The following is a 13,450-nucleotide window of genomic DNA, read 5'->3' as shown; positions in this document are numbered from 1 at the left end:
GGTGCCGCTTGAAGGGCCACGGGCAGGTAACCTTTGGGTCCATACCTAATTCTTTGGCAAAGGGAAGGGACTAAGCAGGTTAGGACGCGCCTCTGTTCGATCGGCGATCGGATAGAGCAGCGGGCATCCGATAGAAACGGGCTTAAATCTGTCTTCAACCTAGACCCTTTGGCCGAGCAGTGGTGACTGGCTGGTCTTATTTGAAGGAGACAATAGAAATGAGGCAAAAAATGGGAATTTTCATTGGGCTTTTGCTGGTTGTTTTGGGGGCTGTCATTTTATACTTGGCGATTCCTTACTCTCCCACACGCAAAGCCTTTCAAAAAGATTTAGCAGCTGTACAAGACGCACAAGGTATCCAAGCTCAAGCCAGCCTGGATGACCACCGGAGGGAACACTTCACCAAAGAAGACTTTGCGGACCTTCCCTTAGCCATTCAAAAATACCTTGAAGGCTGTGGCTATCTCGGCAAACCGAAGTATGGCCAGGTGAAAATGGCCTTCAAGGATGTTGCTTTTGCCCAAGGTCGGGAGGGCAAGCCTCTCAAGATCAATTACACCCAATATAACTTCGGTCAAGAACCCGTCCGTGTGGCTCTGATTCAATCCTCGCTATTTGGCATTCCCTTTGAAGGCTATGATGGCTATCGAGCCGGCAGGGGGCAAATGAAGGGAGTGGTGGCCAAGGCCTTCACAATCTTTAACCAGACGGGACCAGAGATGGACCAGGCCTGCCTGGCTACTTATCTAGCAGAAGCCCTCTTTATCCCATCCAGTCTTCTCAATGGTCTGATTGAATGGCGCGAGATTTCGGACTATGAAGTGGAAGCAAGGATTCACTACCAAGGCCAGACCGCTAGCGGGATTTATACCTTTAACCAGGCTTACGAGATGGTTGCCTTTACCACCCAGTCTAGGAGCCTGGCTGAAAGTGATGGCCACTATACCCCCATGCCTTGGACTGCACGTTGTGGCAACTACCAAGTCAATGCCCAAGGGATTAAGCACCCCACCACGCTCCAAGCCATTTGGAACTATCCGGACGGCGACCTTGTCTACTTTGATGGGCAAGACGCCAAGTTCTCCTATGACCAGATCGACGACTAACGGAATTGAAGAAAGCCAACCCGGGTGGGGTTGGCTTTTCTTTATTTTGATTTTTTGCAGGTTTAACCACTGTATTACCGGTTTGATATGTCCTTGCACCATGCCGGCAAGTCCCAGAAGACTTTAGGGATCGACATACGATTAGTTGGCTTGGTCGTCTTCGGGTTCAGGATGGTAGAAGAAGTCTGGAATTTCAGGGGCATCTTGGGGGACGCCTTTCTCTTTGCGGTCTAACTCTTCGTAGAGGCTCCATTCATACCAGCTACCATCATAGAGGTATACATTAGGCCAACCCATGGCAAGGGCATAGAATTGGGTCTCAGAAGCCCGCCAGCCTGTTGCACAGTGCATAGAGACCTTCTTGTCAGGGGTGATGCCCCATTTCGCCCAACGTTCTTCAACCAGGGAGTAATTGAAAAGGGTCTCATCCACATTGCGGAAATCTTCGAAGGTGAAAGGACTAGATCCTGCATAGGCAAAGCAAGCATTGGGAATGTCACCTGCTTCACCCATAATTCCCGCTTCCTCGCCAATGTATTCTTGCCAGCTTCTCACTGAAGCAATCACCGCATCAGGATCATCGACTAGGGCTTTCTCTTCTTCCAGGTCGATAATATAGTTGGGATTTGCTGGTACTTCAAAGTCTAACTTCTTTATCGCTTGGGCTTCAACTATTCCTTCTTCTAAGGGGAGATCATCTGCTAGATACCGCTTGGTTCCACCATTTAAGACGCGGACATCTTCCACTCCCGCATACTTCATAATCATGGCTAACCGAGTGCTGGCATAAGGAAAGGGACCATAGATGACCACCAGAGTGTCCTTCTTAATTCCAAGGTCTTTCAACATTTGCGCAATCGCTTCATCAGAAGGACGACGGAAGTAAGACGCCTTCTCTTCCAAGGTCTTATCTTCGAATTCTTCAGGATCTTGTGGCCCAGGGACTTCGATGGTAGTGTTATCGACATGGAGTGCCCCTGGAATATGCCCCTTCTCATATTCTGCTTCCAAGTCACCAAAGCTAATCTCGATAATCTTGAAGTCCTTACCATCAGCTGTCTCAGGTTCATTCCCTTGAGAGAGGTTATAAACCCACTCTGGATAGACTAGCATCTGGTATTGGTCCATCTTGCTTAATGCCTCATCCGCTTCAGCAATCCATTGGTTGATACCCCCTTGAAGGGTCGATACCTTGAAGCCTAATGCTTCGAACTTGGCAGCCACTGCTTCATCTACTTCATCGGTATCATACAAGACCAAGTCCATACCTGGTTCAATCTCTTTCCGCTTCAATTCTGTTAAGATCCGGCCATCCGATTCAAGCATTTCTAACCAATCCGCTGGGAAATCATAAGCTCCTTCAATATGGCCCCCTTCAGTAGAATTCACGGCCCAACCGATATACTCTGACTCCTGTCTAAGGTCCAGAATGGCTACATTCTCTTGACCCCGCAGGTCCTTCAATTGAGCCACGGTCACCTCGTGATCTGTCGCTTGAACGGTCCCAGGCAGGAATGCTACCAACAATAGGGCTAGAACAGCCATCCAAGCCACACGACTACATCTCTTCATTCATCCACTTCCTTTCATACTGATAGGGCAAGCGTATCATGGTTACACTTAAGCAGTCCAATGAGGATATCTGATAGAAGGAGGGGAAATATAAATGGAAATGTCTGAGGGTATGATTCAGTTTCAATCAAACCTTTAAATTGTAAACCTATATGCCCCTTATCCCTTTATGGATGCCACCATTTAAGGTATACTATAAGGCAATGATCCGCGGCTTTCCTTTGGAATCACTAGGGGGAGTTGGCTGGATCCATCCTATCAAGCTCTAGAAAGAAGGTGACTTATGAAGGCTGAGCGATTATCCAAGCGCTTAGACCAAGTCGCTCAAATGATCACCCAAACTTCCCTGGCTCCCATCCGCCTGGCTGATATCGGCAGTGACCATGCTTACTTGCCTGCTTACTTGGCGCTCCAGGACCAGATCGAATGGGCGATTGCGGGTGAAGTGGCCCAGGGTCCCTTCCAGTCGGCCCAGGCTACGATTGATTCCTACCAACTTCAAGACAAGATCCAAGCTCGGCTAGGGGACGGCTTTGAAGTGGTTCAAGTTGAAGACCAGATCAACCTAGCCACCATCTGTGGCATGGGCGGTAGCCTGATTATCAATATCTTAGAGGGAGGGCATGCCAGAAAAGTCTTACCCGACCACCTGGTCCTCCAAGCCAATAACCAAGTCCCCCAACTGCGCCGCTACCTGCAAGGCATGAATTACCAGTTGATCGATGAAGCCCTAGTGGAGGAGAAGGGGCAAATCTACCAGATCCTCCAAGCAATGCGCCAAGACCAAGTGACCTTGCTGGATGACCGCCAGCTGCTCTTTGGCCCATATCAATTGATGAAGCAGGGCCCAATCTTTAAGCGCTACTGGTTCAATGAACAAGACCACCGACAGAAAGTTCTCGACCAGATGCAAGGCCTAAATAAAGAAACGCTCTCAAATAAAGACCAAGCAAAACAAAAGCAACTTCGCCAAGAAATTGAATGGATAGAGGAGGTTCTCCAAAATGACTGAAAGACCCTTTAAAGATTTAATCATGCAACTGGACGCCTGGTACCCCCAAGAATACGCAGAAGAATGGGACAAGGTTGGTCTTCACTTTGGTGATCCGCAAGGGCAGGTTGACCGGATCATGGTGGCCCTTGACTTAAGACCCCAAGTCCTGCAAGAAGCGATTGACCGCCAGTGTGATACTCTGATTGTCCACCATCCGCCGATCTTTCACGGCATTGACCGCTTTGACTTGAGCGACCCTCAGATCAAGCTCTATCACGATGTGATTCAAGCGGGGCTGAAGGTTTACGCCATCCATACTAATTATGACCGGGCCCGTGACGGCATGAATGATGTCTTAGCCCAGGTCTTACAATTGGAAGAAGTCACGGACTTGACAGGTTCGGCCGACGACGTGCCTTCTCTCGGTCGGGTGGGGCGGTTGCCGCAAGCGCTTAACCGCCAGGACTTTTTAGACCATCTGATGACGACCCTTCAGGTCGACCAAGTCAAGCTGATCGAGCAGACACCCAAGGAGTTTTATCAACGAGTGGCCGTGATTGGCGGTTCAGGATCGGACTTTCTAGCGGACGTGGCCCAGGCAGAGGTCGATGCCTTCATCACAGGAGACATCACCTACCACCAGGGTCATGCCTTCTATGACCAGGACTGGATGACGGTCGATGCAGGCCATCATATTGAGCATCATTTTGTGGACTTTTTAGTTGAAAAATTACAACAATGTTCTATCATAAAGGGGTGGAACATTGAGGTGGTTGCCAGTCAAGTGACCAGCGACCCCTTTGAATATATTCATAAATAAGGAAAGAGGCGCATTATGGAATTTTTTGATGTGGTACAACAACGTTTTATCAAGTATGCCAAGATTAATACCCGGTCGGACGAGAAGAGTCATTCGATTCCTTCGACTAAGATCCAGTTTGATCTCTTGAACCTCTTGGTGGATGAGCTGAAGGCGATTGGTATGGAGGATGTGGTCTTGTCTAAGGAGAATGCCTTCGTGACTGCCACCCTACCTGCTAACTGTCCGGAAGGGGAAGACCTGCCAACCATTGGCTTTATTGCCCATGTCGACACCGCCGACTTCAATTCGATCAACATCCAACCCCAAGTGCATGCCAACTACGATGGCGGCGACCTGCGCTTGAGTGAGAGTGTCACCATGGCCACCCAAGACTTCCCCAACCTCTTGAAATACAAGGGACAGACCCTGATTACAACGGATGGGACGACCTTGTTAGGGGCAGACGATAAGTCGGGGATTGCTGAGATTGTGACCGCTATGGAATACTTGATCCAACATCCTGAGATCAAGCATGGTAAGGTCCGGGTGGCCTTTGGTCCGGATGAAGAGATTGGCCGTGGGGCCGACCATTTTGATGCCAAGGGCTTTGCGGCCGACTTTGCCTATACCATGGATGGTGGTCCTGTCGGTGAATTGGAATATGAATCCTTTAATGCTAGCCAGGCCATTCTAACCATCAAGGGCAAGAACATCCACCCAGGAACGGCCAAGGGCAAGATGGTTAATGCCATTATGATTGCCAACCAATTTATCCAAGCCTTACCGGCCAAGGAAGCGCCGGAATATACCGAAGGGCGTGAAGGGTTTTACCATGTCCTCTATACGTCTGGTACGGTCGATGAAGCCATTGTGCAACTGATTATTCGCGACTTTGACCGTGATGGCTTCCAAGACCGCAACCAGAAGGTTAAGGACTTAGTGGCTGAGATTAACCAGGAATACGCTTATGACCCGATTTCCTTGTCACTCAAGGACCAATATTATAATATGGCCGAGGTGATCTCCCAAGACATGCGTCCGATCGACTTGGCTAAGAAGGCCTTTGAAGCGGTGGGTATCCAAGCGGACATCCAGCCAATCCGTGGGGGAACAGATGGGTCCAAGATCTCCTTCATGGGGATCCCCACACCCAATATCTTTGCCGGTGGTGAGAACATGCACGGCCGCTTCGAATTCGTAGCGGTTGAATCCATGGTCAAGGCTATTGAAGTGATCATCAAGATTGTGGCTTTGAACGGCCAATAATGTGTTGGTTTTGACTGACTTCCTTCGTCTAGCGCCCACTAGATGAAGGAATTTTTTGTACTTTCTCAAGAAGGAGTAATGCCATGCCGATCCAATTGATTACAGGCGACTTAGCGGTTGACAAGAAGCCGGTGATTGTCGCTCAACTCTTAGACCTCCTTAGACAAGATCCCAGCCGCCAAGTCTATTACATCGTCCCCGACCATATCAAATTCGAGATGGAATCCTACATCCTAGATACCATGCGGCAAGCAAAGCAGGGAGGAGGGGCCAGCCAGGAGACCAATCCGTCGGTGGCCCTCTTCAACCTGCAGGTGGCTTCCTTCAGCCGGTTGAATTGGTTCTTATCCGATGGTCCGGCTGTTAAGCAAGACTTGAGTGATCTGGGCTTGGCCATGATTGTCCGTCAAATCTTGAGGACCCACCAAGACCAGCTCTATGTCTACAAGAAGCAGGTTCGCTACCAAGCCTTTGCCGAAGACCTGGTCGCTCTCTTCAAGGAACTGATTCAAGGCAATATTGAACCGGAAGACCTGGTTGAAGAGGACTTACCCCGATTGGAGGAGGCGGTCTTACAAGATCCTAAGCGCTTGGACCAGCGCCGGATCAAGGAAGTCCAAGTCCTCTATCAAGCCTTTCTGGAGGCCCTAGAAGGGCAGTCGGTGGCCAACTTTAGCCGGCATGACCAATTAATTGACCAGGTTCGTCATAGCCATTTGGCCAAGCATTACTTTGTTATCGACCACCATTATTATCTCACCAGTCAAGAATGGGACTTGGTGATCAACCTGGCCAAGGCCAGTGAAGGAGTTTGGTTGACTTTACCGGTCTCGGCGGCGGACTTGAAGGCTCAGCGTAAGTTGCCCTTGAATGAATTGGCCTATGAGACCGCTCAAAGGGCCCAACAAATCGCCGCCCAGGCCCAGGTTCCCATGCTAGAACCTTGGGAGATCTCCCAGCCAGCCATCCACCAACATCCGGACCTGGCTCGCTTGGCCCAGGCCTTCCAGGTCAGTCAGAATACCTATCAGCTGCCAGCTGCCGGGCATGAATTGGCACTAGATCCTGACCGCTGTGTCTTCCTGGAGTTCGATTCGGTTCAGAATGAGTTGACCCAGGTGGCCAACCGAATCCACCAGCTGGTCACGGAGGAAGGGTACCGTTACCGCGATATCCGGGTCATGACCCGGCATATGGACCGGTACCAAGCTATTATTGACCCGATCTTCAAGGCCAATGCCATTCCTTACTTCTTCGACCACGCCCGGTCCATGTCGGACCACCCCTTATTCAGCTTGATCCAGGCCTTGCGGCAATTGGCTGCCTACCACTGGCCCATGGAGTCCATCCTGCAAGTCGTCAAATCTCCCTTAATGGCGGGGCTCTTTCACCAGCAGGTTCCAGTCTTGGACCCCAGTGATTTGGACCATGCCTTATTCTTATTTGAGAATGTGGTGATCGCCAACCGCTACCAGGGCCACCGCTTCTATGACTTAGACCTGGCCTGGTATTTTATGAGTCAAGACCTAGCCTATGTTGACCATCTCGGTCAGAGTCAGGACATGACGAACCAAGCGGTCGTGGTTGCTATCCGCCAGGCCTTGGTTGAGGCTTTAGCCCCCTTTATCCAGAAACACCAGACCAAGAACTTGGGCCAAGTCTGGGCCAAGGCCTTCTACCAATTATTAGACCAGGTGGGGGTCCTGGACCAGATGAAGGCTTGGCGCGATACAGCGATTGCGGCCGGCCAGATTAGTGAGTCCCGCCAACATGAACAAGTCTGGCAGGTCTTGATGGACTGCCTGGATGAATTTCAACTGGTCTATGGCCAAACCGCCATCCGCCTGGACGACTTCCTCGAGGTCCTCTTAGCGGGGCTGGAATCGGGTACCTACCATATTATTCCCCCAACCTTAGACCAGGTGACCTTTACCAACTTGGTCTCGCCCCAAGTCTCTCCGGCCAAAGTGACCTTTGTGGTCGGACTTGACCAACAGGCCCTGCCGCAAAAACCAGCAGACCTGCCCATCCTAACGGCTGCCAACCGGCAAGATTTGATGGCCCGGCTAAAGGCAGAAGGGGATGCATCAGCGGAAAGCAGACCGAAGGACGTGAAAGGGACTGGTCAAGTAACCGAGACAGACCAAGACGTTGGTTCCCTGGACCAGGAGGCAGGTCCGGTCGCGAATTTGGCTGAATCGTCGAGCGCGACTGGCAGCCGCCACAAATTCCTGCTGGACCAAGCCAGTGTCAGTCGGGGAGCGGACCAGGTCTATGCCTACCAGCTGGTCTTGTCGGCCAGAGACTATCTCTACTTGTCCTATGCCCAAGTCTACGACCAGGTCAAGTTGTCTCCCTCGCCTTATCTACAACAGCTGGTCCGGTTGGTGGACTATGACTTCATCAGCCAGCCCCAGTGGTTGGGCAAGTATGCCCTGATGGTCAGTCCCACCCTCCAGACCCTCCATACTGCTTATGTTCAACAAGAACCGGTCTCCCAATCCTTAATTGAACGTCTGGCCATCTACCAGGCCTATCCGGTCTTGGACTTGGTGGAGGAGAGCTTTAACTTTATCCGGCTGCCGGATAAATTAGACCCGGACTTGAGCCTGGCTCTCTACGGGCGAGACCTCAACCTGTCAGTCTCTCGGGTTGAACAATACTACCAGGACCCCTTCTCCCACTTCCTCCTCTACGGCTTGCGCTTGCAGGAAAGGGAAGAGGGCCAGATTGATCCAGCCACTGCGGGGGATTACTACCACCAGGTCTTAGACCAGGTCTTCACCCTGCAAAAAGAACGGGGCTTAGACCTGGCCCGGCTGGATGTGGCGACCTGGCAGGACTTAGTCAACCAGGTCTTGACCCAAGTCGGTCAGCTGGACCAGTTCCAGGTCTTTAACCAATCGCCACGCTTTCAAGCCATTCGCCGCCAGATGCAGGGCCGGATGCATGCCTTTGGCCACTTCCTCTTGCGCCAAGCTCAACAGAACCCCTTCCAAGTCCTGCATACTGAGGTCACCTTTGGAGGAGCTCGGGGTCAGGGTCTTCAAGGCTTTACTTATCCCTTGGCTTCAAAGGGACATTTAACCATTCGGGGTAAGATTGACCGGATCGATGGCTTGGTTCACCAGGACCAGGCTTATCTGCAGGTGATTGACTACAAGTCGGGTCAGAAGAATTTCAATTTGGTCGATGCTTATTATGGCCTGGACCTTCAGGTCTTAACCTACCTCGCCGTCGCCCACCAACATTATCCGGACCACCGCTTGGTAGGGGGCTTCTACCAACCAATTCTCCACAAGTATGAAACGGGTAAAGACCTGGATTGGACAGGCTCTGCCTCCCTGCAAGAGGATGCCTATTTAAGGCGCAACCGGCTCAAGGGCTTTGTCAACCAGCCAGCTGAGGTCTTAAGTGATTTAGAAGTCCGGCAAGATGCCAAGGGCCAGAGTCTGATCTATCCAGTGACCTATACCAAGTCTGGTTACCATAAGGGCTATACTCTCTACTTTGATGACCAGGACCTGGCGACCTTATTGGCTTATACCCATCACAAGTTTGTCGAGGCGGCCAACCGGATTCAAGCAGGGGATATTGAATTAGCCCCTTACCACAAGGACCGGTACACGACCTCGATCAACCGCAAGTTCCGGGTCATTACCGGCTTTGACGCGACCCAGGCGGATAATTACCAGCGCTACCGCCATAAGACCCTCGACAAGGATCAAGTGCTGACGACCATGGCGGAAGACCTTAAGGACCGCCGCCAAGCAGGAAAGGAGGCTAATCAATGAAGGCTAAACATGTGATTCCGACCCAACCCCCAGGCAGTCGCTTTAATGAGGACCAGTGGCAGGCCATCCACCAGCGGGGGACCAACCTCTTGATCTCCGCTTCGGCAGGGTCTGGTAAGACCACAGTCTTGATCGAACGGATCATGCAGGGGATCCTCAACCAGGTCTTCAGCCTAGACCAGGTCTTGGTGGTAACCTTTACCGAATCGGCTGCCCGTGAGATGAAAGATCGGATGGAGATCCGGCTCAAGGAGGCCATCTCCAAGTCGCAACAAGGGCAAGCCGACCTCCTACAAGAGCTCAACAAGCTAGAGGCCAGTCATATTCGGACCCTGCACTCCTTCTGCTTGCAGGTGATCCAACAATTTGCCTACCTGATTGGTTTGAATCCGGACTTGACCCTGATCACAGATGACACCCAGCAGGAAATGATCCAGGCAAAGGTCTGGGAAGACCTGGTGGCCCAGATCCTGGCGGGAGAAACTGTCATGGATCCGGCAGACTTTGACCAAGTCAGTCTGGTCTTGAATACCGGCCGCGATGACCAGAAATTGTTGACCATTGTCCTAGATATCTACCAATATGCCATGGCTAATCCAGAGCCAAGGGTCTGGCTCGACCAGATGACCCAGCAGTCAGGGGACCTGTCGGCATTCTGGCAGAGCGACTTGTACCAGGGGACCCTCTTACCCTACTGCCAGACCCAATTAGCGGCCAGCCACCATCTGGTGGGGACCGGCCAGGCCTTACTCCAGTCAGCCAGCCAAGCAGCCATTGACAAGTATGGGGCCATTCTGGCAGAGGACCAAGCCCTGATTGAGACCCTGTTAGACCTCTTGGCAGACCAAAAGATGCTAGACTTTATCAATGGTCTCCAGACCTTGGCCATTAAGCGCTGGTCAAGTCCGGGCAAGGCCCTGGAAGAAGACAAAGACTTGATCAACCAGGTCAAGGTCAACCGGGACCAGGCCAAGGACATGGTCAAGGCCTTGCAGAAGGTATTTCCCTATTCTTATGAGGTGAGTGACCAGATCGAAAGCCAGCTAGTGCCCTTGATCCGTCAGGTCCAGACCCTGGTTGAACTCTACCACCAGGCCCTAACCGCCTATAAAGCGGACCAGGCCGTGATTGACTATAATGACTTGGAGCACTTGACCCTGGATATTCTGGCCCCCTACGACCCGAAATCTGGCCACCGCCATCCCAGTCCAGCGGCTGTCTACTACCAAGACCTCTTCCAGGAAGTCTTGGTGGATGAATACCAAGATATTAATGAGATTCAAGCGGCCATCTTGTCCTGGCTGTCCCATGAACACCGGCAGGACCTGGCCGGCAACCTCTTTATGGTGGGGGATGTTAAGCAATCCATCTATGGCTTTCGGATGGCAGAACCCTCCCTCTTCCTCCAGCGCTACCGTGACTACCAGGAGGGCCAGGGCGGGGACCTGATCGTCTTGGACAGGAATTATCGGTCCCGGTTTGAGATCTTAAATTATACCAACTACCTCTTTGAACGGTTAATGGATCCTGAATTTGGGGAGATGGCCTACGGGGCCCAGGAGAGCTTGGTTCTGGGTAATACTAGTTTCCCGCCAGCTGATCATTTCCAGGTGGACCACTTACTCTATGCCTCGCAAGAAGACGATCAAGAGGCGACCAACCAGAACGAGGAGGAGGATCTTGAAGGCGACGATGACTGGGCCACCATCGACAAGGCGATCCAGGCAGAAGCCTACCTGGTTGCCCAGGACATTCAAGCCAAGATCAAGTCCGGCTTCAAGGTCTTTGACCCAGAGGCCAGCGACTATCCTGATCAGATGCGGCCCTTGACTTTCAAGGACATCGTGATTCTCAGCCCAACCAAGGCCAGCTTCTTGCCCCTCCAAGAAGCCTTGGCGGCTTACAAGATTCCCATGCTGTCCCAGGCCGTTGAGACCTACTTCCAACGTCAGGAGATCCAATTGATGGTGGCCCTGCTGCGGATCATTGACAACCCGGTTCAAGACATTCCCCTGGTGGCCATTTTACGGTCCCATTTTGTTGGCTTAAGTGATGATGACTTAGCCAAGATTCGGATCTTCCAACCAGCGGGATCCTTCTACCAGGCTGTCCTTCAGGTCATACAAGGAGAGGACTTCCCTGATCAGGCCCTGCGGTCTCGGCTCAAGACCTTCCATGACCAAGTGCTTTCTTGGCGGGCTTATGCCCAATTCCACTCAATTGACCAATTGGTCTGGTTGATCTACCAGGAGACCGCCTTTCTGGATTATGTCATGGGCTTGGATAATGGGCCCCAGCGTCAGGCCAACCTCCATGCCTTCTACCAGAAGGCCCAAACGGTGGCTGAGACCTTGGGTCGGGGTCTGGCGGTCTTTATCCAGTATATCGACAAGCTCCAGGCCAAGGATAAGGACCTGGCCGAGCCGATTCTCCTCCAGGAAGACCAGAACATGGTCCGGGTCATGACCATCCATGCCTCCAAGGGGAATGAGTTCCCTGTTGTTTACTTGATGAATGCCAGTCGCAAGTTCAACCTGCAAGACCAGCGCAAGCCCCTGGTCGCGACCAAGCAATTCGGGGTCGGCATCGATTATTATGACCCCGTTCACATGGTTAAGTTCCAATCCATCAGCAAGAAGGCCCGCCAACTACTCTTAACCGAGTCCAGCAAGGCCGAATCCATGCGGTTACTCTATGTGGCCTTGACCCGGAGTAAGCAAAAACTCATCCTGGTTGGAACCATTAAGGACCAGTCCCGCTTGGAAGAAGTCCTGAATCGGACCCTTGATCTGACAGACCCTTCCGACCTCTTAATCAACCGGCAATTGCGGAGTAGGTCTGACAACTTCATGACCTGGGTTCTCCAAGCCTTGGCTCTTCAGGCTAGACCCCAACTAGGAGGCGCGCGCCTGGGTAAGATGGACTTTAACTTGACCGTCAAGACCTTGGAAGACATCCAAAGTCTCCTGCCGGTGGCTGCAGACTTGACCGGATCTTTGGATCCTAAGACCTGGCTTAAAAAGCTCCAGGACCAGGTGACCCGAGTGGACAGGATAACAGATCCACAAGCCCGCCGGCTCCAGGTCCTGGACCAAGCCTTTTATCCCCATCACCGGGCCAGTCAAACCGCTTCTTACCAATCGGTTTCTGAACTCAAGCGGCTCTACGAGGAACCGCCCATGCCGACCCTGGCTCACTACCAGGACCGCCGGCCGGGCGCTGCCTTGCAGGAACAAGCTGCCCAGGTCGAGATCGGGCCAGTCAACCGGTACACGGGTGACACCTTTAATCCGCCGCGTTTTCTCCAAGACCAGGCGGCTTCGGCCTCCCACAAGGGAACCCTCAACCACTATCTCCTACAAGAACTCCAGCTAGCAGCCTTTGAGGGGCAAGAGGATGTGGCGACTGTCCTAGACCAAGAGCTGGACCGCTTGATCCAGATAGGTAAGCTTGAACCGGGTGACCGGCCCTTGATCATGGTCGAGGCTATCTGTCATTTCATCCAGTCGGACTTGGGCCAAGCCATGATTGCCAACCGCAGCCGGTTGAAGCGGGAGCAGGCTTTCTCCTACCTGATTGATGTGGACGCCCTCTATCAGGACTTGGCGGGCGAGGGGACAGGCTTTGACCAGGATGCGATCTTAATCCATGGGGTGATCGATGCTTATTTCCAATTACCTGATGGCCGCTTTGTCCTGCTGGACTATAAGACCGACCGGTATCGACCCTATGCCAATCGGACCAAGGCCGACCAATTGGCCCAAGTGAAGGACCGCTACCGCTACCAGCTCTCTCTCTACCGCGATGCCTTGGCTGCTCACCTAGGCCAAACCTGTCAAGCATGCTACTTAGTGGCCCTGGACTTCGACACCATCCTGGAGATGGATTAAACTCTTATGTCCTACAAACCAAACAA

7 protein-coding genes are annotated in these 13,450 nt (G+C 52.2%); 6 read left to right on the top strand and 1 reads right to left on the bottom strand.

Translation table 11 applies throughout. The annotated features are described in order from the left end of the window. Nucleotides 1–218 precede the first annotated feature (218 nt). The gene (locus HMPREF9708_RS07645) at nucleotides 219–1,106 is read left to right on the top strand and encodes a DUF6544 family protein (protein WP_006309729.1); all 888 of its coding nucleotides are present in this window, start codon (nucleotides 219–221) and stop codon (nucleotides 1,104–1,106) included. 141 nt (nucleotides 1,107–1,247) lie between these two features. Here the strand turns inward: HMPREF9708_RS07645 and HMPREF9708_RS07640 are convergent, their stop codons facing one another. Continuing rightward, complete coding sequence (locus HMPREF9708_RS07640; protein WP_006309728.1) at nucleotides 1,248–2,678, bottom strand: rhodanese-like domain-containing protein; 1,431 nt, start codon at nucleotides 2,676–2,678, stop codon at nucleotides 1,248–1,250. Between the two features lie 283 nt (nucleotides 2,679–2,961). Here HMPREF9708_RS07640 and HMPREF9708_RS07635 point away from each other — a divergent pair, with 283 nt between their 5' ends. From HMPREF9708_RS07635 to addA, 5 genes are all read left to right on the top strand, one after another. Beyond that, complete coding sequence (locus tag HMPREF9708_RS07635; RefSeq protein WP_006309727.1) at nucleotides 2,962–3,690, top strand: tRNA (adenine(22)-N(1))-methyltransferase; 729 nt, start codon at nucleotides 2,962–2,964, stop codon at nucleotides 3,688–3,690. Beyond that, a complete protein-coding gene (locus HMPREF9708_RS07630; protein WP_006309726.1) occupies nucleotides 3,683–4,492 on the top strand; it encodes a Nif3-like dinuclear metal center hexameric protein in 810 nt (269 codons plus the stop codon). Before HMPREF9708_RS07635 ends, HMPREF9708_RS07630 begins: the two co-directional genes overlap by 8 nt. A gap of 15 nt (nucleotides 4,493–4,507) precedes the next feature. After that, the gene (pepT, locus tag HMPREF9708_RS07625; RefSeq protein ID WP_006309725.1) at nucleotides 4,508–5,740 is read left to right on the top strand and encodes a peptidase T; all 1,233 of its coding nucleotides are present in this window, start codon (nucleotides 4,508–4,510) and stop codon (nucleotides 5,738–5,740) included. 83 nt (nucleotides 5,741–5,823) lie between these two features. After that, nucleotides 5,824–9,534: a PD-(D/E)XK nuclease family protein gene (locus HMPREF9708_RS07950; protein ID WP_006309724.1), complete on the top strand. Its 3,711-nt coding sequence runs from the start codon at nucleotides 5,824–5,826 to the stop codon at nucleotides 9,532–9,534. Next, entirely contained in the window at nucleotides 9,531–13,424 is a 3,894-nt protein-coding gene (gene addA / locus HMPREF9708_RS07610) for a helicase-exonuclease AddAB subunit AddA (RefSeq protein WP_006309723.1), read from the top strand. The genes HMPREF9708_RS07950 and addA overlap by 4 nt, the downstream gene beginning before the upstream one ends. Nucleotides 13,425–13,450 lie beyond the last annotated feature (26 nt).

The sequence above is a fragment of the Facklamia languida CCUG 37842 genome (assembly GCF_000245795.1).
In the GTDB taxonomy this organism is placed as follows: domain Bacteria; phylum Bacillota; class Bacilli; order Lactobacillales; family Aerococcaceae; genus Facklamia; species Facklamia languida.
This window is presented reverse-complemented; position numbering and strand designations above follow the sequence as displayed.

Coding starts and splice junctions, on each gene's coding strand:
- HMPREF9708_RS07645 (WP_006309729.1), top strand. CDS start 219: ATGAGGCAAAAAATGGGAATTTTCATTGGGCTTTTGCTGGTTGTTTTG.
- HMPREF9708_RS07950 (WP_006309724.1), top strand. CDS start 5,824: ATGCCGATCCAATTGATTACAGGCGACTTAGCGGTTGACAAGAAGCCG.
- addA (WP_006309723.1), top strand. CDS start 9,531: ATGAAGGCTAAACATGTGATTCCGACCCAACCCCCAGGCAGTCGCTTT.
- pepT (WP_006309725.1), top strand. CDS start 4,508: ATGGAATTTTTTGATGTGGTACAACAACGTTTTATCAAGTATGCCAAG.
- HMPREF9708_RS07630 (WP_006309726.1), top strand. CDS start 3,683: ATGACTGAAAGACCCTTTAAAGATTTAATCATGCAACTGGACGCCTGG.
- HMPREF9708_RS07635 (WP_006309727.1), top strand. CDS start 2,962: ATGAAGGCTGAGCGATTATCCAAGCGCTTAGACCAAGTCGCTCAAATG.
- HMPREF9708_RS07640 (WP_006309728.1), bottom strand. CDS start 2,678: ATGAAGAGATGTAGTCGTGTGGCTTGGATGGCTGTTCTAGCCCTATTG.